This window comes from Streptomyces sp. JH002, from assembly GCF_050916115.1.
GTDB lineage: Bacteria > Actinomycetota > Actinomycetes > Streptomycetales > Streptomycetaceae > Streptomyces > Streptomyces xiamenensis.
Window position 1 is genome coordinate 6113295 of the sequence record NZ_CP087989.1, and the last position, 18886, is coordinate 6132180.

Annotated in this window: 14 protein-coding genes; 8 read left to right on the plus strand and 6 right to left on the minus strand. The window is 73.2% G+C overall.

Features of this window, described 5'->3' with window-relative positions:
* Positions 1-71: 71 nt before the first annotated feature.
* Positions 72-1034, minus strand: coding sequence for a TerC family protein (locus H7827_RS28105; RefSeq protein WP_030726672.1), 963 nt, complete (start codon positions 1032-1034; stop codon positions 72-74).
* 223 nt (positions 1035-1257) lie between these two features.
* Between H7827_RS28105 and H7827_RS28110 the strand changes: the two genes are divergently transcribed.
* Positions 1258-2487, plus strand: coding sequence for an MFS transporter (locus H7827_RS28110; RefSeq protein WP_386539747.1), 1230 nt, complete (start codon positions 1258-1260; stop codon positions 2485-2487).
* On the opposite strand, the gene H7827_RS28115 is transcribed toward H7827_RS28110, so the two are convergent.
* Together H7827_RS28115 and H7827_RS28120 are read right to left on the minus strand one after the other, a co-directional pair.
* A complete protein-coding gene (locus H7827_RS28115) occupies positions 2471-4810 on the minus strand; it encodes a glycoside hydrolase family 95 protein (RefSeq protein WP_432747824.1) in 2340 nt (779 codons plus the stop codon). The two genes, H7827_RS28110 and H7827_RS28115, sit on opposite strands and share 17 nt — an antisense overlap.
* Before the next feature lie 36 nt (positions 4811-4846).
* Positions 4847-5215, minus strand: a complete 369-nt coding sequence (locus H7827_RS28120) for an ATP-binding protein (protein ID WP_432747825.1) — start codon at positions 5213-5215, stop codon at positions 4847-4849.
* A gap of 199 nt (positions 5216-5414) precedes the next feature.
* On the opposite strand from H7827_RS28120, the gene H7827_RS28125 reads away from it, so the two are divergent.
* Together H7827_RS28125 and H7827_RS28130 are read left to right on the plus strand one after the other, a co-directional pair.
* The gene (locus H7827_RS28125; RefSeq protein WP_046722633.1) at positions 5415-6305 is read left to right on the plus strand and encodes a helix-turn-helix domain-containing protein; all 891 of its coding nucleotides are present in this window, start codon (positions 5415-5417) and stop codon (positions 6303-6305) included.
* 2 nt (positions 6306-6307) lie between these two features.
* Positions 6308-6544, plus strand: coding sequence for a DUF397 domain-containing protein (locus H7827_RS28130; protein ID WP_386539744.1), 237 nt, complete (start codon positions 6308-6310; stop codon positions 6542-6544).
* A gap of 259 nt (positions 6545-6803) precedes the next feature.
* Here H7827_RS28130 and H7827_RS28135 read toward each other — a convergent pair whose 3' ends face one another.
* On the minus strand, positions 6804-9779 hold the full coding sequence (locus H7827_RS28135) for a glycoside hydrolase family 2 TIM barrel-domain containing protein (RefSeq protein WP_432747826.1): 2976 nt from the start codon (positions 9777-9779) through the stop codon (positions 6804-6806).
* A gap of 283 nt (positions 9780-10062) precedes the next feature.
* On the opposite strand from H7827_RS28135, the gene H7827_RS28140 reads away from it, so the two are divergent.
* Positions 10063-10875 (plus strand): SGNH/GDSL hydrolase family protein, encoded by an 813-nt coding sequence (locus H7827_RS28140; protein ID WP_432747827.1) that lies wholly within the window; start codon positions 10063-10065, stop codon positions 10873-10875.
* Positions 10876-10935: 60 nt separating this feature from the next.
* Here H7827_RS28140 and H7827_RS28145 read toward each other — a convergent pair whose 3' ends face one another.
* Together H7827_RS28145 and H7827_RS28150 are read right to left on the minus strand one after the other, a co-directional pair.
* Positions 10936-12207, minus strand: a complete 1272-nt coding sequence (locus tag H7827_RS28145) for an SWF or SNF family helicase (RefSeq protein ID WP_432747828.1) — start codon at positions 12205-12207, stop codon at positions 10936-10938.
* Positions 12204-15062: an SNF2-related protein gene (locus H7827_RS28150; protein WP_432747829.1), complete on the minus strand. Its 2859-nt coding sequence runs from the start codon at positions 15060-15062 to the stop codon at positions 12204-12206. The genes H7827_RS28145 and H7827_RS28150 overlap by 4 nt, the downstream gene beginning before the upstream one ends.
* A gap of 189 nt (positions 15063-15251) precedes the next feature.
* On the opposite strand from H7827_RS28150, the gene H7827_RS28155 reads away from it, so the two are divergent.
* From H7827_RS28155 to H7827_RS28170, 4 genes are all read left to right on the plus strand, one after another.
* Positions 15252-16370 carry a fatty acid desaturase family protein gene (locus H7827_RS28155; protein WP_432747830.1) on the plus strand — a complete coding sequence of 373 codons (1119 nt, stop codon included), beginning with the start codon at positions 15252-15254 and terminating at the stop codon, positions 16368-16370.
* A 43-nt stretch (positions 16371-16413) separates the two neighbouring features.
* Complete coding sequence (locus tag H7827_RS28160; RefSeq protein WP_386541893.1) at positions 16414-16596, plus strand: hypothetical protein; 183 nt, start codon at positions 16414-16416, stop codon at positions 16594-16596.
* Between the two features lie 201 nt (positions 16597-16797).
* Complete coding sequence (locus H7827_RS28165) at positions 16798-17190, plus strand: roadblock/LC7 domain-containing protein (RefSeq protein ID WP_030738511.1); 393 nt, start codon at positions 16798-16800, stop codon at positions 17188-17190.
* Between the two features lie 905 nt (positions 17191-18095).
* Positions 18096-18875, plus strand: coding sequence for a DUF6397 family protein (locus tag H7827_RS28170; protein ID WP_432747831.1), 780 nt, complete (start codon positions 18096-18098; stop codon positions 18873-18875).
* The last annotated feature ends 11 nt before the right edge of the window (positions 18876-18886 follow it).

The following is an 18886-nucleotide window of genomic DNA, read 5'->3' on the forward strand; positions in this document are numbered from 1 at the left end:
CGTCACACCCAAAGGAGTAAACGTTCCATCTCCCTGTCGTGTTCCTGCCCGCACGCACCCTACCGAAGACCTCAGGAACCGGTCTTCGAGCCCTCCCGCGTCTTCCTGGTGGCGTACAGCGAGGTGATGGTGGTGATGACCAGCACGCCGCCGATCACGGTGAGCGAGAGCGGGATACCGATCTCCGGCACGTGCACCCCGCTCTCGTGCAGCGCGTGCAGCACCAGCTTGACGCCGATGAAGCCCAGGATGATGGACAGCCCGTAGGACAGGTGGACCAGCTTCTTCAGCAGCCCGCCGATGAGGAAGTACAGCTGCCGCAGCCCCATGAGGGCGAAGGCGTTGGCGGTGAAGACGATGTACGGGTCCTGGGTGAGCCCGAAGATCGCCGGGATCGAGTCCAGCGCGAACAGCACATCGGTGCTGCCGATCGCCAGCATCACGATCAGCATCGGGGTGATCAGGCGCTTGCCGTTCTCCACGATCGTCAGCTTGGTGCCGTGGTACTCGTCGGTCGCCGGGAAGCGCCGCTCGACCGCCTTCATGAAGCGGTTCTCCTCGAAGTCCTCCTCCTCGTCGCTGCGCGCGTCCTTGATCAGCTTCCAGGCGGTCCAGATGAGGAAGGCGCCGAAGATGTAGAAGACCCACGAGAAGGTGGAGATGAGCGCCGCGCCGGCGGCGATGAAGATCGCCCGCAGCACCAGGGCGATCAGCACACCGACCAGCAGGACCCGCGACTGGTACTGGGGCGGCACCGAGAACTTCGCCATGATCAGCACGAAGACGAACAGATTGTCCACACTCAACGACTTCTCGGTGACATAACCGGCGAAGAATTCACCGGACGCCTGGCCACCTCCGAACACCGCGATGCCGATGCCGAACAGCACGGCCAGGAGTATCCAGATGACGGTCCAGGTTCCCGCCTCTTTGAGCGAGACCTCATGGGGCTTGCGCCCGAAGAAGAAGTCCACAGCGATGAAGGCGCACAGCACCACGATGGTGAGCACCCACATGGGCAACGAGACGTCCACTGATCCTCCGGTATATCCGTTGTCCCGTCCCATCCTGCCCGACGCCGCCCCAAGACCCCTGATGCCCCCGTATTCGCACGCATGCGGTACCCATCACGCACACATCCGGCGCCCACTGTTTCCCTGAGCGTTCACCCCCGTTCATCCGACCGGCCGACGGCGGCACTCCGCCATCGGCGAAATGCGGGTGCGCGCCTCCACCCCGACCGGAATGATGCGGATCATGGGACAGACTGCCGCGGGGCTGCGGAGCTACGGTGAGATCTTCCGGGTACCGGGCGCCAAGCAGTTCATAGCGGCAGGCTTCATCGGCCGGATGCCCGCGGCGATGCTCTCGCTCGGCACCGTCTTCCTGATCACCGCGATCACCGACAGCTACGCCACGGCCGGCCTGGCCTCCGCGGCCGGTGCCCTGTGCTACGCGCTGATCGTCCCGCAGCTGGGCTACCTCATCGACCGCTTCGGCCAGCGCCGCGTGCTGCGCCCCCTGGCCGCCGCCTTCGGCACCGCCGCCGCGCTCTTCCTGCTCGCCGCGCAACTGGACGCCCCGGTGTGGCTGCTGTGCGCCTCCGGGGCGGCCTTCGGCGCCTTCATGCCCCCGCTGGGAGCGCTGGTCCGCGCCCGCTGGAGCCATCTGGCCGAGCGGGACGAGGGCGGGCGACTGCTGAAATCCGCCTTCTCCTTCGAGTCCGTCGCCGACGAGCTGATCTGGGCCGTCGGCCCGCTGCTCGTCGCCTTCGCCGTGCTCGTCCACCCGGCCGCCGGGGTCGCCGCCGCCGCGCTGACCGGGGTGACCGGCTGCCTGCTGCTGGCCCAGCAGCGCGGCACCGAGCCGCCGGTCGCCCCGGTGCAGAAAGTCCGCGCCCGGGCCATCACCGCGCCCGGCATGCCCTGGATGTGCGCGGTCTACCTCTTCACCGGGGCCATGTTCGCCGCCTTCGAACTCGCCACCATCGCCTTCGTCGACCGGTACGGCGAGACCTGGATGACCGGCGCCGTGCTGGGCACCTACGCCGTCGGCAGCGCGATCGGCGGCCTGTGGTACGGCGCCCGCGACTGGTCGCTGCCGCTGGACCGGCTGTTCCTGCTCGCCATCGCGTCCGTGGTGGCGGGCATGGCACCGTTGTGGGCCATGCCAGGCGTCCCGGCCCTGTGGGCGATCTCGCTGTTCGCCGGCATCCTCACCGCGCCCGCGATCATCGCCGGCTACAGCCTGGTCCGCGAGGGGGTGCCCTCCCACATGATCACCGAGGGCCTCACCTGGCTGTCCACGGCGGTCGGCGTCGGCCGGGCCACCGGCGTGGGGCTGACCGGCCTGGTCATCGAACACCACGGGCCGCGCTGGGCGTACGCGCTGGCCCTGGGCTTCGGCGTGCTCGCGGTGGCCATGGGGCTGTCGGGCGCCCGCACCCTGCGTGCCATGGCCACCGCCCGGCTCACCCGCGCGGCGTGAGCAGGTAGACCTCTCCGGCCCGCGTCCCGAACTCCGTCACCCCGTCCGCGTCCCGACGGGCCACCACCTCGGCACCGTCCAGGGTGACCGTCACCGGCGCCGCCGTACGGATCCGGGCCGTCGTGCCGGCCCGCGAACCGATGCGCGCCCCGGCCAGGGCCCCGCCGGACCAGGACAGCGCCACCTCGAAACCGCCGCGCGCCAGCAACCCCCGCACCCGGCCCTCCGGCAGCGCCCCGGGCAGCGCGGGCAGCAGCTCGATCTCCGCGCCGTGGCTCTGCACCAGCCACTCGGTGATCCCGGCCGTGGCACCGAAGTTGCCGTCGATCTGGAACGGCGGATGGAGATCGAAGAGGTTCGGAGCGGTCCGCTCCGGCGTCAGCTGATCGGTCAGCAGCTTGTACGAACGGTCGCCCGCCGCCAGCCGCGCCCAGAAGTTGATCTTCCAGCCCAGCGACCAGCCGGTCCCCGCGTCCCCGCGCTGCTCCAGCGTCACCCGGGCCGCGTCGAACAGCTCGGGGGTGTGCCGGGTGATCTGCGCCCCCGGATGCAGCCCGTACAGGTGCGAGATGTGCCGGTGGCCCTGCTCGGGGGCCCGCGCGTCCCAGTCCTGCTGCCACTCCTGCAACTGCCCCTGGGCGCCGACGCGCATCGGCGGCAGCCGGTCGGCGGCGGCCCGCACCTCGGTACGCAGCTCCCCGTCCACCTCCAGCACCCCGGCGGCACCGTCCACCGCGGCGAACAGATCCCGCACGATCTGGCCGTCCATGGTCGGCCCCGCACACAGCGTGCCGCCCTCGCCCTCGTGGTGCGCATTCTCCGGGGAGATGGAGGGACAGGTCACCAGCTGGCCGGTACCGGGGTCCTCCACCAGGCTGTCCAGGAAGAACCGCGCGGCCTCCGCCAGTACCGGGTAGTCGGCGCGCAACCGCTCGGCGTCCCCGGTGAACCGGTAACGCTCCCACACCGCCAGCGCCAGCCAGGCCCCGCCGGTGGGCCACATCCCCCAGGTCGCCCCGTCCACCGGCGCGGTGCCCCGCCACAGATCCGTGTTGTGGTGCGCGACCCAGCCCCGGGCCCCGTACATCTGCCGGGCGCTGCGCGCACCGGACACCCGCAGGTCGTGCAGCAGGGCGAACAGCGGCTCCCAGCACTCCAGAAGGTTGGCCGGGCCGGCCGGCCAGTAGTTCATCTCGGTGTTGATGTTGATGGTGTACTTCGACCCCCACGGCGGATCGGTCAGGTCGTTCCACAGCCCCTGGAGGTTCGCCGGCTGGGTGCCCGCGCGGGAGGCGGCGATCAGCAGATAGCGGCCGTAGTGGAAGTAGAGCGCCACCAGTTGCGGGTCGTCACCGCCGTCCCCGAAGGCCGCGACCCGCTCGTCGGTGGGCAGCGCGGCCGCCCCGGTGGCCGGGATCTCCAGGGCCGTGCGGTCGAACAGAGCGGCATGATCGGCCACATGACGCGCCAGCAGTTCCTCGTAGGGCCACTTCGCCGCCTCGGTCAGATCGCGCAGCGCGCGGTCCGCCGGATCGGCGCCGAGGTCCTGCCAGTCGACGTGGTTGGTGCCCGCCGAGACCAGCAGCGTCACCGCGTCGGCCCCAAAGACGCGCAGGACCCCGTCCGCCGAGGAGACCTCGCCGCCGGTGGCCAGCGCCCGCACCAGCGCCCGGTAGCGCACCCGGCCCGCCACGCCGTCCCGGTCGCCGCCCCGGCCGTCCAGGGCGATCGTGGCACCGTCCGGGGACAGGGCGGTGCTCGCCATCGGGCTGTCGAAGGAGGCGGTGAACCCCACGGCGCCGGGCGCGTCCGCGCTCAGCCGCACGGCGATCACCCGGTCGGCGGCGGTGGCGATCACCTCCCTCCGGTGTCGTATCCCCGCGCGGACGAACTCCACGGTGTGCACCGCGCGGGACAGGTCCAGCTCCCGGCGGTAGCCGCTCACCGGCTCGTCGCCGCCGTCCAGGGCCAGCCGCAGGCTGCCCACCGTCTGATAGGGCATCTGCCGGACCGGAACGCCCATCACCTCGGCCTCCAGCAACCGGTGGGCCGCCGCCCACTCGCCGGCGAAGACCTGCCGCCGCGCCTCGGGCAGCGCGGCGGCCGCCCCCGGGTTGTCGTAGTCGTGCGGGCCGCCAGCCCACACCGTGTCCTCGCTGAGCTGCAACTCCTCGGTGTCCGTGCCGCCGTACACCATCGCGCCGAGCCGGCCGTTGCCGACCGGCAGCGCCCGCAGCCACTCATCGGCGGGACGCGGATACCACAACACGTACGGGGAGCCACTGCGCTGCATGCCGAACCTCTCGGTAAGTGCGGTACGCACGCCGGGAGGTGAGCCGGATCGGCGGGTGGGCACCGCTCAGCGTGCGGCCGGGCCGATCGCCAGGTCGGCCCAGACTACGTGCCCGGTGCCCGCGTCCCGGGGCCGTACCCCCCAGACCTCGGCGAGCGTGCACACCAGCAGGAGTCCCCGGCCGCCCTCGTCCTCCATGGCGGCCGCCGTGGGCATCCCGGCCGGACCCGCACCCGCGCTGGAGACCGCGATCCGCAGCAGCGATCCCAGTATCCGCACCTCGCAGCCCACCGACCGACTGCCGGTGTGCCGCAGGGCGTTGGTCACCAGCTCCGAGACGATCAACTGCGCGTTGTCCGTCAGCTCCACCGGGGACCGCCACTCGGTGAGCTGGGCCCGGACCCGGCGCCTGGCCTCGCCGACGGAGGCGTCCACGGCGGGCAGCCGGAAGATCAGACGCTCTTTCCCGAGAAGGGAGGTGTCATAACGCTCTAAGGGCTGAGCGTGTGAGGAGGAAGCCACCCCCATACTCTGAGTGTTGACCGTCGCATCCGGCAAGGGGCATCCTGCAAATTACAGAACCGTTGATATCACTCTGTTGTACTTGCCGGGCCGCGTGGCACACTGCTCTCCGATGACAGCAGCCGGATGGGGGCGGGCAGTGGCAGGAACGCCGGGCGCGGCACCGACCGCCCTGCGGGTGGTACTGGGCAGAAGGCTCCAGGACCTGCGCGAAGAAGCGGGCTACACCTTCGAGGAGGCCGCCGCCGCCCTCGACGTCACCCACGCCACCATCCGCCGGATGGAGAAGGCCCAGGTCGGGCTCAAGGTCCCGTACGTGGAGAAGCTGCTGCGGATCTACGGGGTGACCACCACCGAGGAGATCGACGGCTTCCTCAACCTCGCCCGCGAGGCGAATCGTCCCGGATGGTGGCACCACTACCGCGATGTGCTGCCAGAATGGTTCAGTGCCTTCGTCTCCCTGGAGGCAGAGGCCGACCAGATCCGTGCCTACGAACCGCACTACGTACCAGGGTTGTTGCAGACCGAGGCCTACGCCGCCACGGTGCTGCGCTCCGGGATGCCGCACGCACCGGCCAGCGAGATCGACCGGCTGGTCGCGCTGCGGCTCGCCCGCCAGGACCTGCTCCAGCGCAAGCAGCCGCCGCTGCTGTGGGTCGTCATCGACGAAACCGTGCTGCGCCGCCCCTTCGGCGGACCCAACGTCATGCGTGCCCAGATCTCCCGGCTGATCGAAGCCGTCTCCGCACCGCATGTACGGCTCCAGATCATGCCGTTCAGCGCGGGACCGCATCCCGCGATGTACGGCCCCTTCCACCTCTTCCGGTTCCCCATCCCCGAACTGCCCGACGTCGCCTGTGCGGAGAGCCTGATAGGCGCCGCGTACTTCGATCAGCGCGAGGATGTCTCACTGTTCCGGGAGGCGCTGGACCGGATGTGCGCACAGGCCGCGCAGGTGCACCGTACTGAGGTGATCCTCAGTCGTATTCGCAAGGAGATCTGACCATGGATCGGATATACAACGGCATGCCGGCCAGCCAACTGGCCGCCGAGGGCTGGCGGAAGCCCTGGAGCGGCGGCAACGGCGGCAGCTGCGTGGAGGCGCTGCGGCTGCGGGACGGCCGGGTGGCGCTGCGTCAGTCGACCGACCCGGACGGCCCCGCACTCATCTACTCCGGCCATGAGATGGCCGACTTCATCCAGGGAGTGAAGTCGGGGGACGCCGACTTCCTGCTGGTGTGATCCCCTACCGGTGGCCGGGACCGGCCACCGGGCTCCACCACCCGGTGGCCGCGGCCCCCCGCGCCGCTACGGGGCCGCCGTCACCCCCCGGGCTCCTCCGACGGATCCCGCCCGGCCCGCTGCGCCCGGCACGGCACCTCGCCGCGTTGCGGAGGCGCCCGGGTAACCCACGACGAGGGCGCCCCCGCGCCGTGTGATGCTCCCCCGGCCTTCGGCCGGGAGATGCCCCCAGCGCCGGACACCGCGGGCCCGACCGGCGCTATCCGTCGGACGAGCCCTGGCCCAGCGCCCTGAGGACCACCGAGAAGGCGGTCGGCTCGGGCGTCAGGTGGTACCGCGGCAGCGGACCCGGGCCGCAGGACTGTGAGCCGATGCCGTGCTGGCCGGCGTCCAGATGCACCCACACCGTGCCACCGGGCGTCAGATCCGGGGTGTGCGTGGCCGCCTCCAGCTCCCGGGTGCTCCAGCGGCGCGCGGTGAAGTACAGCGGCTGCTCGCCCGCGGCCAGCCGCAGCCCGGCGGTGTCGGGCCCCGTACCGGGCAGCGCGCGCAGCTCGGCCCAGCGGACGTCGGCGCGGGCGCCGTTCTCCTGCGGGCGCACATAGGGCGTGTGCAGGGCGTCCACGGTGGCCTCCCAGCGGCCGATCCTGGCGGCGGCCCGGGTGTCCGGGTACGCCTCGCCGGGCCCGCCGCCGTACCAGCGGGCGAGGCCGAGACCGGCCGGCAGACCCAGCCGCAGCCCCAGCCGGGGGAGCGGCACCTGCCAATCGCCCTGCGGGGTGACCTCGACCTCCAGGCGCAGCTCCCCGTCCTCGCCCGCACTCCAGCGGTAGACCGTGGCCAGTCCGACCTCGGCGGCGGCCGGGGCGACGCGGGTGCGCACGGTGAACGTGCCGTCCCCGGCGAGCTCCACGGCGTCCACCCGGTGACGCATCCGGTCCAGTCCCAGATCGCGCCAGCGCTTGGCGAGGCGCGTCTGGTTCACCCACTCCATGCCCTCGTCGTTGTCGGTCGGGGCGCGCCAGACATCCAGCCGGGGGCCCTGGTGGAGGGTCAGTCCGGACAGCGAGCGCAGTTCGCCGCTCGCCGCGTCGAAGACGGCCGGACCGAGCGCCACGGTGGTGCCCTCCCGGCGCGCGGCAACAGCGGACGCGCCCGCGCTCGGTGTAGTCCGGGGGCGCGCGACGTCGGGGAACTGACCCCAGGCCACCTCGTGCCCTGCCGGAGCCCAGGCGGTGTCCGCCGACAGCACGGCGGTGACGGTCCAGAATCCCTCGCCGGCCGCCGCGGTGTCGGGCGCCGCGGGCAGCGGGACATCGACGGACGCTCCGGGGGCCGCCTCCGGGACGGTCAGCTCGCCGGACGCGATGAGCTCGCCCTCGACCTCGTAGCGCCAGGCGAAGGAGAGGTGGGCCAGGCCGAGGAAGTCGTGGCCATTGCTGACGGTGATCGTTCCGGCGGCGGAGTCGCCGGTGATCCGCACCGGTTCGATGACCTTCTTGTATTCGATGAGGCCGGGGGAGGGGGTGCGGTCCGGGAACAGCAGCCCGTCGCACACGAAGTTGCCGTCGTGCAGTTCCTCCCCGAAGTCGCCGCCGTAGGCGTAGTAGGGGCGCCCGTCCGCCGTCCGCTTCGGCAGCCCGTGGTCGATCCACTCCCACACGAAGCCGCCCTGGCAGCGCTCGTAGGTCTCGAACAGCCGCTGGTACTCGCTGAGTCCGCCGGGGCCGTTGCCCATCGCGTGGGCGTACTCGCACAGCAGGAAGGGCAGCGAGGCACGGTGCGCCTCCAGCTCCGGGTCGGCCAGCGGCTCCTCGGCGCGCTGCCCGATCCGCTCCACCTCCTCGTGCGGCGCGTACATCCGTGAGTAGAAGTCGCTGTCGCGGTAGGTGGAGTCGTTCTCGTAGTGCACCGCCCGTGAGGGGTCGCGCTCGCGGATCCAGGCCGCCATCGCCGACAGACCCTGCCCGGCGCCGCATTCGTTGCCCAGCGACCAGATGACGACCGAGGGGTGGTTCTTGTCGCGCTCCACCATCCGCTGCGCCCGGTCGATCAGGGCGGGCGTCCACCGTTCGTCGGCGACGGGGTTGCCGCGCCAGTCGGGGAAGTAGCAGAAGCCGTGGGTCTCCAGGTCGGCCTCGTCGATCACCCACAGGCCCAGTTCGTCGCACAGGTCCAGGAAGGCGGGGTGCGGCGGGTAGTGGCTGGTGCGCACCGCGTTGATGTTGTGCCGCTTCATCAGCTCGATGTCGGCGCGCATGGTCGCCTCGTCGACGGCGCGGCCGGTTTCGGGGTGGAACTCGTGCCGGTTGACGCCCCTGAAGAGGATCCGCCTGCCGTTGGCCTGGAAGAGGCCGTCGCGCACGCCCACGGTGCGGAAGCCGACCCGCAGTGGGATGCGTTCGCCGGCGGTGGTCAGCTCACCCGCGTACAGCCGGGGGTGCTCGGCGGACCACGGCTGGACCGGGACCCGTACCTCCTCGCCGGTGGGCACCTCGATGCCCAGTTCGGGCACGGTCACGGTGCCGGCCCGGTCGCACTCCACGCGCAGGATGCCCTCGCCGGTGGTGTGGTCGTATCCGGCGTGCGTGAAGAAGTCGGTGGGTGCCTGCTCGGGGCGGTGCAGCACGGTGACGTCCCGGAAGATGCCCGGCAGCCACCACATGTCCTGGTCCTCCAGGTAGCTGCCCGCGGACCACTGGTGGACGCGGACCGCCAGGACGTTGCCCGCGGGCCGCAGCAGGTGCCCGACGGCGAACTCGTGCGGGAGCCTGCTGCCCTGGAAGGTGCCCAGCTCCCGGCCGTTGAGCCAGACCCGGGCGCAGGACTCCACGCCGTCGAAGCGCAGAACGGTGTCGCCGCCGGCCGGCCAGTCGCCGGGCAGGTCGAAGACGTGCCGGTGGTCGCCGGTGGGGTTCTCGGTGGGGGTGCGCGGCGGGTCCACCGGGAAGGGGTAGCTGACGTTGGTGTAGGCGGGGGCGCCGTGGCCCTGGAGCACCCAGTGACCGGGGACGGTGACGGTGTGCCAGTCGCCGGCGGCGAGCTCGGCGTCCTCGGCGGTGAAGCCGGTGTCCGCGCCCTCGGCGGTGGGTGAGAGGCGGAAGTCCCAGGTGCCGTTCAGGCTCAGACGGGCGGCGTCGGAGGCGGCGTACCAGGCGCGGGCGGGGAGGGTGCCGCTGCCGGGCGAGGGCTGCTCGTAGTAGGGGAGCGGATCGTCCTTGGGCCGGGTGTGCATGCGTCTCCTCGGGCGGCGTGGCGGAGCCCGCCGCGCGCGCCGTGATGTTGAAATGTGTTCTGCGCTGTTCGGTCACGCTAAAGCGCCAACCCCCTTCCGACAACCCCTGGGGAAAGTCGGAAAACCGACAAGAGGTGCGCGTCGGCCACAACTTCGATGCCCCTTTTGTCGTTGACGTTGACGCGCTGTTCATCTCCTTGGCATGGACGCGACTTGCGCCGGGTACAGCGCAGGCGGAGTGATCAGCCAACCCACCCCCCACAGACCTTCCTTGGGAGGCTCCATGAAGTTGAGCCGTATGGCGAAGGTGGCCGCTACCGCGGCCCTCGCCCTCTGCGTCACCGCCCTCGGCCCGGCCGCCGCATCCGCGCAGGACACCCCTGCCGCCGCGGCGGACGCCTATGTGGCGCTGGGGGACTCGTACTCCTCCGGCGTCGGCGCCGGCAGTTACGACGACGCCAGCGGTGACTGCCGCCGCTCCACCGTCGCCTATCCGCAGCTGTGGGCCAACGCGAACGCCCCCTCGTCCTTCGACTTCACCGCCTGCTCGGGGGCCCGCACGGCCGACGTCATCAACTCCCAGCTCGACCCGCTGAACGCGGGCACCACCCTGGTGAGCATCAGCATCGGCGGCAACGACGCGGGCTTCGCCGACACCATGCAGACCTGCGTGCTCAGCGGCACCAGCGCCTGCGTGGCCGCGGTGAACACGGCCAACGAGTACATCACCACCACCCTCCCGGGGCAGCTGGACACGGTCTACGACGCGATCCGGGCCAAGGCGCCCAACGCCCAGGTGGTCGTGCTCGGCTACCCGCGCATGTACCAGCTCGACGGCTCCTGCGCGGTGGGCATCAGCGAGGAGGCCCGGGCCGCGATCAACAGCGCCTCGGACAACCTGAGCGAGGTCACCGCCAAGCGGGCGGCGGATCACGGCTTCGGCTACGGCGACGTCCGCCCGGCCTTCTCCGGTCATGAGATCTGCTCGTCCGACTCCTGGCTGCACAGCGTGACCTGGCCGATCGGCGACTCCTACCACCCCACGGCGGCCGGTCAGTCCGGCGGCTACTACCCGGTCCTGGAGAACCTGGCCTGAGGCACCGGCAGCCCTCACCGGCGGGGCGCCCCCGACCCCGGGGGCGCCCCGCCGGTGCGCTCAGCCCCGCTCCGCCGCCTCACGGGCCGTCAGCAGGGCCCCGGCCGGGTCGGCGGCGGGCGCACCGGCCGGCGTCCAGCGGCCCGCCTCCTTGCGGAACGGCCACCACCGGCCGTCCGCCCCGTACCGCACCTGCGCGCCCTCGCCCACCACCGTCCAGTGCGTGCCCGACGCCCGCAGCCGCGGCCCGGCCGCCGCGTCGTCCGCCCACGCCGCCGCCAACTGCTCCACGGCCCGCGCCGGCGCCGGCCCTGGCGGATCCTCCAGCACCGCGAGCCCCGCGCCGCCGCCCGCCCGCCAGGCCCGTACCGCCAGCCGCAACTCCCGCGCCGTACGCCCGCAGCCGCGTGCCAGCCGCGCGGCCACCGGATCGGCCGGTCCCGCCGCGGCCAGCCGCACCGCGTCCTGCCACACCCCCTCCTCCTGCGGCACCGGCTGCCCGGCGTGCCCGGGGCGCAGCGCCAGCGTCAGCAACACCCGGGCGCGGGCCGCCGCGTCGGCGGCCAGGAACTCCAGCGCCGCCGCGTCCACCCCCGGCACGTCGCAGGGCACCAGCGCGGGCGGGACGCCCGCCCGCTCCACCGGTGGCGGAGGCGGCGGCAGCGCGGGATCGCCGTGCGCCGCCCGCGCCGCGTACCGCTCGGCGGCCGGCACCCCCGCGGGCTCGCGCGCCACCGGCACCCCGGCCGGCGCCGAGGCCGCCCGCAGCTCCCGCAGCAGTTCCTCCTCCCCGCGCCCGCGCAACAGCAGCAGCACCCACGGATCCTCGTCCAGCAGCCGCGCCGCCTGATAGCACAGCGCCGCGCTGTGCACGCAGTGGTCGAACTCCCCGCACTCGCACTGCGGCTCCAGATCACCGATCCCCGGCAGCAGGTCCACCCCGGCCGCGCCCGCGTCCGCCACCAGATCCGGAGGCATGTCCCGGTCCAGCAGCGCCGCGATGTGCCCGGCCTCGCCCGCCACCACGGCCAGCAGCCGCCGCCACTCGTCCGCCGTCAGCCGGCGCAGCGTCACATCCGCCCGCCGGCCCACCCCGTCCCGGTCGCGCACCACCGCGGTCAGCCGCCCCGGCCGTACCGACACCGCGCCCACCGCCCCGGCCCGCGCGGCGCGCCGCCCGTCCGCCATGCGCGCGCTCTCCAGCGCCGAGTCCTCGACCGCCCGCAACCAGCCGACCCCCCACCAACTGCTCGCGAACCCCCGGCCGCGGGCCGGCGGCAGCGCGGCGAACACCCGTTCATCCTCGTGCGGTGCTTCCTCGTCCCAGGTCATGACACCCTCCGCAGCGTCACCAGTTCGGCCAGCTCGGCATCCGACAGCTCGGTCAGCGCGGCCTCGCCCGCACCGCCGAGCACCGCGTCCGCGAGCGACTGCTTGCGCCGCAGCAGCGCCGCGATCCGGTCCTCGACCGTGCCCTCCGCGATCAGCCGGTGCACCTGGACGGGGCGGTCCTGCCCGATGCGGTACGCGCGGTCCGTCGCCTGCGCCTCGACCGCCGGGTTCCACCACCGGTCGAAGTGCACGACATGCTCGGCCCGGGTGAGGTTCAGGCCGGTCCCGGCCGCCTTGAGCGACAGCAGGAACACCGGCACCGCACCGCTCTGGAAGTCCCGTACCAGCTCCTCGCGCCGGGCCACCGGCAGCCCGCCGTGCAGCAGCGCGCTGGGCACCGCGCGGGCCCGCAGATGCTCCGTCAGCAGCCGTGCCATGCGCACGTACTGGGTGAAGACCAGCACCTGGGCACCCGAGGCCAGGATGTTCTCCAGCAGTTCGTCGAACGCCTCCAGCTTCCCGGAGCGGCCCCCCAGCCGGGGCGCGTCCTCCTCCTTCAGGAACTGCGCCGGGTGGTTGCAGATCTGCTTGAGGGAGGTGAGCAGCTTGACGATCAGGCCGCGCCGCGCGACGCCCCGGGCGCCGGAGATCTCGGCGAGGGTCTCGCGCACCACGGCTTCGTACAGCCCGGCCTGTTCGGGGGTGAGCGAGACCGCCCGGTCCGTCTCGGTCTTCGGCGGCAGCTCGGGCGCGATGCCGGGGTCGGACTTGCGGCGGCGCAGCAGGAACGGGCGTACCAGGGCGGCCAGTCGCTCGGCGGCGGCCGGATCGGCGCCCGACTCCACGGCGTCGGCGTAGCGGGTGCGGAAGGCCGGCAGGCGGCCCAGCAGGCCCGGCGTGGTCCAGTCCACGATGGCCCACAGCTCGGTGAGGTTGTTCTCCACGGGGGTGCCGGTCAGTGCGACGCGCGCCGAGGCGGGGAGCGTGCGCAGCGCCTTGGCGGTGGCGGAAGCGTGGTTCTTGATGTGCTGGGCCTCGTCCGCGACGACCAGACCCCAGTCGGCCGCGGCGGCCAGCTCCGCGGCGTCCAGCCGCATGGTGCCGTAGGTGGTGAGCACGAACTCGCCGTCCGCCAGGCCGGTCAGATCGCGGCCGCCCCCGTGGTGGCGGCGCACCGGTGTCCCGGGGGCGAACGCCTCGATCTCCCGCTGCCAGTTGCCCAGCAGCGACGCCGGGCACACCACCAGGGTCGGCCCCGTGTGCTCCGCCGTGCTGTGGCGGTGCAGATGGAGCGCGATGAGGGTGATGGTCTTGCCGAGCCCCATGTCGTCGGCGAGCACCGCGCCCAGACCCAGCGAGGTGAGCCGGTGCAGCCAGCCCAGACCGCGCAGCTGGTAGTCGCGCAGGGTGGCGGCGAGCGCGGGTGGCTGCGGGACGGGCCGGTGCAGCGGGCTCTGCGGGTCGGCCAGTTGACGGCGCAGTTCCTCCAGAGCGCCGATGGCCCGTACCTCGATCGGCTCGCCGTCCTCGGCCTCCTCCGTTCCGCCACCGTCGCGCTCCACCTGTCCGGTGAGCGCGGCGCGCAGGGCCTCCACGGCGGTCAGCTTGCGGTCGGGGCGGGCTCGGGCGCGGCGCAGCGCCTCCGGATCGACCAGCACCCACTGGTCGCGCAGCCGCACCAGGGGGCGGCCGGACTCGGCGAGCCGGTCGAGTTCCTCGCGGGTCAGCGGGGTGTCGCCGAGGGCGAAGCGCCAGTCGAAGGCGGTGAGCGCTCCGGGGGACAGCAGGGAGGGCGCCGGACCGGGGCCGGGGTGGTCGGCGGAGCCGACGACGGCGTGGGTGGTGAGGGTACGTACCAGGTCCCGGGGCCAGTGCACCTGGACGCCGGCGGCGCCCAGCGCGCGGCTGACCGGTGCGCCGAGGAGCTCGGCGATCTCCTCGTCGGCGAGGTCGACGGCGTCGGGGACGGCGGCGGACAGCAGCGGCGTGAGGGCGTCCCAGGCGGCGGCCGCGCGGCGCAGTGTCAGCAGCGCGTCGGTGCGGGCGGCGGGGGAGAAGGCACCGGCGGGGGCGGTGCCCGCGAAGACCTGCGCGGCGTCGGCGACGACGGTGGGATCGGTGCGGCTGTGCAACTGCGCGACGGCCCGGAACCGGCCGCCGGGGAGGTCCGGCTGGTGCGCCTCCACCCGCAGGGACAACCGCACCCCGGCGTCCTGTCCCGCGGCGACCTCGGCGGCCCAGGCGCGCAGCCGGGGGCGGGGCTCGGGGCGGGCGGCACGGTCGGCGAAGGCCGGGCCGCCGGCCGCCAGCGCGGCGGCGGGGGTGCGCGGCAGGGTGTCGGCGACGGCGTCCAGGAAGGCACGCAGGAGGGAGTGGGGCGCGGGCAGCAGCGGCGGGTCGTCCGGTCCGTGCCCGGGCAGCGGCACGGCGTGGGCGTGCACCGGCATGGCGTCGGCCAGCTCCCGCAGCCGCTCGGCGTCGGAACCCTCCAGCGGCCCGAGCCGCCAGGCGTCGTGCTCCTGGCCGCTCAGCCCCGGCAGCAGCCGTCCCCGGGCGGCGAGTTGCAGGGCGAGGACGGCGGCGGCGCCCCAGAACGCGGCGGAGCCGGTGGCGGAACCCGACCTGGCCCGGGTGAGCAGCGGCAGCGCGTCGCGCACCGGCAGGACCAGCGCCGGCACGGTCACCGCCGTCACGGTGCCCCCGTCGGCCGGGAGGGCCACCGTCAGCTCCCTGGGCTCGGCCGTGACGGACGGGGGCAGGCGTCCCGGCAGCTCGGGGGGCGCGCCGTCCGGGCTCCAGAAGGCCACCTCGGAGGCACGCGGTGGGTCAGCCGGGAGAAAGACGGCGGCGCTCATGCATTCCTCAAAGTTGACTAGCTGGCGGGGCAGCGGCCGAGGGTACCCCATAGCCGGGGGAGGGCGGAAACCCCCGCCGGGGGGTGGGGCTGGGTACACCATGGCTCGGGGGCTGCGGCCATGGCCGGGGGCCACCGGCGGTTCATAGATTCGTCACGACCGATCCGATCAGCCCGTACCGGAGTTGCCATGCCCGAAGCCCCGGCCCCCGCCGCGCCCGTACCCCTTTCCGTGTCCGCGCCGGTGACCCCCGCGCCGCACGGGGACGAGTTCGCGCCACTGCTGCGGCAGATCAGGAGCCAGGGTCTGCTGGAGCGGAGGCGCGGCTGGTACGCGGCCTCCATCGCCGTCAACGCGCTGGCGCTGGCCGCGGTGATCGCGGCGATGGTGTGGCTGGGGGACACCTGGTGGACGCTGCTGCTGGCGATACCGCTGGCCCTGTTCTCCACCCGCACCGCCTTCATCGGGCACGACGCGGGCCACTCCCAGATCGCCGGCCGGCGTGCCGGCCGGGTGATAGGGCTGATCCACGGCAATCTGCTGCTGGGGATGAGTTCGGCCTGGTGGAACGACAAGCACAACCGGCATCACGCGAACCCCAACCACCTCGACAAGGACCCGGACGTGGGGGTCGGGGTGCTGGTGTGGACCGCCCACCAGGCGGAGAAGCGGGAGGGCTTCGGCCGCTGGCTCACCCGCAACCAGGCGAGGCTCTTCTTCCCGCTGCTGCTGCTGGAAGGGATGGCGCTGAAGGTCTCCAGTGTGCAGATGGTGCTGTCCTCCAAGGGCTGGGAGCGACAGGGGCCGCGGCCGCGACTGGTGGAGGGGCTGCTGCTGGCGGCCCACATCACCGGCTACGTGCTGCTGCTCGGCGCCGTGCTCTCCCCGGGGAAAGCGGTGGTGTTCGCCCTGATCCACCACGCGCTGTTCGGGCTGCACCTGGGCTCGGTCTTCGCGCCCAACCACAAGGGCATGGAGATTCCGGGTCCCGAGGACCGCTGGGGGCACCTGAAGCGGCAGGTGCTCACCTCGCGCAACGTGCGGGGCGGTCTGGTCACCGACTGGCTGATGGGCGGGCTCAACTACCAGATAGAGCACCATCTCTTCCCGAGCATGGCCCGCCCGCACCTGCGGCTGGCCCGCCCGCTGGTGCGGCACTACTGCCGCGAGGCGGACGTGCGGTACACGGAGACCGGGCTGCTCGACTCCTACCGGCAGGCGCTGGGCCACATGCACGCGGTGGGAGCTCCGTTGCGGGAGGGGCGTGTTCCCGCCGGAACGGGGGACACTGGGAGTGCGTTCAACTGAGGGGCGGCGACCGTCGCCCCTCGCGGCGGAGAGGAATCGGACGATGTCGACAGGTGGGAAGGTCGCGATCGCGGGGATCGCCGTGGGGCTCGTGCTGTGGTGGATGACCAGCTTCTGGATCGCGGCACTGGTGATCTTCGGGGTGCCGGCGGGCGCGTACCTGTTGCTGGACCCCTCCCAGCGGCGCCGGGTGCGCCGGGTGGGGCGCAAGGAGCTGGGCCGCTGAACCGGGGCGCCCGCCGGGCGCCTTCGGCCGGTGACGGTGTGAGATCCCTCATGGAGTGCCCGCCGCGGCACCCGCAGGTGCGGCGGCGGAGCGGAAGCGGTACGGTCCCTTCCGGATGGCGCTGAGAACAGGTGGTTGCCGACGGCCTCTTCCTGGGGAAGGCTGACACAGCAGTCGCCTTACGAGAAGGGGGAGCTGGGGATGGCACTGAGCACCACACTCGACTGGATGCTGGATGATCTGGTCAAGCGCCTGCCGCGGGTGCGGCATGTCCTTCTGCTGTCCAGCGACGGACTGGTGACGTCGGTGAGCAGAGGGCTGAAGCGCAACAGCGCCGAACATCTGGCGGCGGTGGCCTCCGGGTTGCACTCCCTCGCCAAGGGAGTGGGAGAGCATTTCCGCAGCGGCGGCGTACGGCAGACGATGATCGAGTTCGACGACGGAGTGCTGCTGGTGACGGCGGCCGGTGACGGCAGTTGTCTGTGCGTGCTGGCCGGCTCGGACGCGGACATCGGGCAGGTCGGGTACGAGATGACGCTGCTGGTGAACAAGGTGGGCGAACACATGGGCCTGCCGGCCCGGGAGACGCCCTAGTCACTCTGTGGAGTGATATCGCCACAAATTGTTGCAGTGGGTGATGGTGCGGCCTACTCTGATGACACAGCGTAGTCAGAGTTCAGGGAGAAGAGGCCGCCATGTCCCCCCACCCCATCACCCACCAGCACACCGAGACGGCGCGGATCCCGACGGCCACCGGGGCCAAGGGTCCGACGCCTGCCGCCGGCCGTCCTGGCCGGTCCATGGCCCAGGGGAGTTCCGGCGCCGTGCGAGGCCCGCACGACGGCGCGCCGTGTGCCGGGGAGGCCGCCGTGCCGACCCTGGCGGGCGAGCCGGCCACCGTGCCCGGATGCGTTCCGACCGCCCGCGCGGGGCGGACGCTCAACGGCACACCGGAGTCGGGGGACGGGCCTCCGGTCCCCTGCGCGGCGGCGTGTGCCGGAGCCGAGGAGCCGTCCGCCATCGCTCCGGGCCCGCCCGACGCTCCCGACAGCGCACTCGGCTCCGCTCTCCGCGCCCGATCCGCACCGGCTGAGGCTCTCCACGGTCCGCCGGGACGGGGGAAGGTCAGGCGGCATCCTGGTGACGCGTCGGCGTCGGCCCCGGCACGGATCGCCGAACCGGCCGCGCTCACTCCGCCGCCGGCCGGGGCGTGCAGCGGGGCGAACGTTCCCCGTGGCGGGGTCCCGGTGACGGACCCTGTCCACGGTGTGCCCCGCCCGGGAGCCGACGCCCTCCAACCGGCCGTGTGCTTTCGCGGTTCCCGTCGCGCCGCGGACGCCTGCGGGGCAACCGCCGATCGGCCACCACCGCTGCCCCGTGCCACCTGGCCCGGCGGAGGGCTGGCGCCCGCCGCTGATCCCGGCCACGATCCCACCCAGGCCCCTCCCGCACCGCCGCTGCTCCTCCCCGAGGACGACACCGGGCCGCGGGCCGGAGATGTGCCCGTCGGCCTCTGGAGCCGTGCCATCCGCACCACCGTCCGGGAACTGGGCTTCACCCGGCACGAGTTCGAGGCCGCACTCGATCTGGACGAGCTGCCCACCGTGGACTGCGCCGGCGCACCCTGGCGCCGCAGGGTGCCGCGCGCCGCGCTCGACCGGCTGCGCGGCGACCGCCGCACCCGCACCGGACTCCGCGACCGCGTCCACCTGGTCAACGCCTCCGGCGGTGCCGACCTGCTCGGCATCAGCACCGCCCGCTTCGCCCGGCTGGCCAGGGGCGGCTGCTTCAGCCCGGTCGGCTTCCACCTCAACCGCTACCACGCGCTCGTCTGGCGCTACGCCGCCGGCGAGTTGCGGGACCTGGCCGGGCACCGCCCCGAACTGCTGCGCGGAGCCGCACCCGAGGGACTGCGCAAAGCTCTCGCGGCCGGGCAGGACTGGCGGCCCAGGAAATGGCGCGGCCGCCGCACCGCGCTGCTGATGCGGCAGGCCGCCGGCCCCTGGGAGAAGGCGGCGGTGCCCGCCGCCCTCCTGGAACCCCCGGTGCTGCGCGAGGTGGTCCCGGACCCCGACGAGCGCGCCCACCTCGCCCTGCTGCGCCCGCCGCTGCTCAGCCTTCCACCGGGGGGCACCCGCAACGAACCGATCCGCGACGTGCTGCGGGCCACCGACCCGGAAGAGGTCCGCTGGTACCGGTCCCTGCTGAAGCGCCACCTCGGCGCCGCCAGGGCCGTCCGCCCCGCACCCGGAACGGGCCCGGCACCGTGCGGTGCCTGATGGGCGCGCAC

Excerpts from the sequence above, each read along its gene's own strand:
- H7827_RS28110 (WP_386539747.1), top strand. The coding sequence starts at position 1,258 with ATGGGACAGACTGCCGCGGGGCTGCGGAGCTACGGTGAGATCTTCCGG.
- H7827_RS28125 (WP_046722633.1), top strand. The coding sequence starts at position 5,415 with ATGACAGCAGCCGGATGGGGGCGGGCAGTGGCAGGAACGCCGGGCGCG.
- H7827_RS28130 (WP_386539744.1), top strand. The coding sequence starts at position 6,308 with ATGGATCGGATATACAACGGCATGCCGGCCAGCCAACTGGCCGCCGAG.
- H7827_RS28135 (WP_432747826.1), bottom strand. The coding sequence starts at position 9,779 with ATGCACACCCGGCCCAAGGACGATCCGCTCCCCTACTACGAGCAGCCC.
- H7827_RS28140 (WP_432747827.1), top strand. The coding sequence starts at position 10,063 with ATGAAGTTGAGCCGTATGGCGAAGGTGGCCGCTACCGCGGCCCTCGCC.
- H7827_RS28145 (WP_432747828.1), bottom strand. The coding sequence starts at position 12,207 with ATGACCTGGGACGAGGAAGCACCGCACGAGGATGAACGGGTGTTCGCC.
- H7827_RS28150 (WP_432747829.1), bottom strand. The coding sequence starts at position 15,062 with ATGAGCGCCGCCGTCTTTCTCCCGGCTGACCCACCGCGTGCCTCCGAG.
- H7827_RS28155 (WP_432747830.1), top strand. The coding sequence starts at position 15,252 with ATGCCCGAAGCCCCGGCCCCCGCCGCGCCCGTACCCCTTTCCGTGTCC.
- H7827_RS28160 (WP_386541893.1), top strand. The coding sequence starts at position 16,414 with ATGTCGACAGGTGGGAAGGTCGCGATCGCGGGGATCGCCGTGGGGCTC.
- H7827_RS28165 (WP_030738511.1), top strand. The coding sequence starts at position 16,798 with ATGGCACTGAGCACCACACTCGACTGGATGCTGGATGATCTGGTCAAG.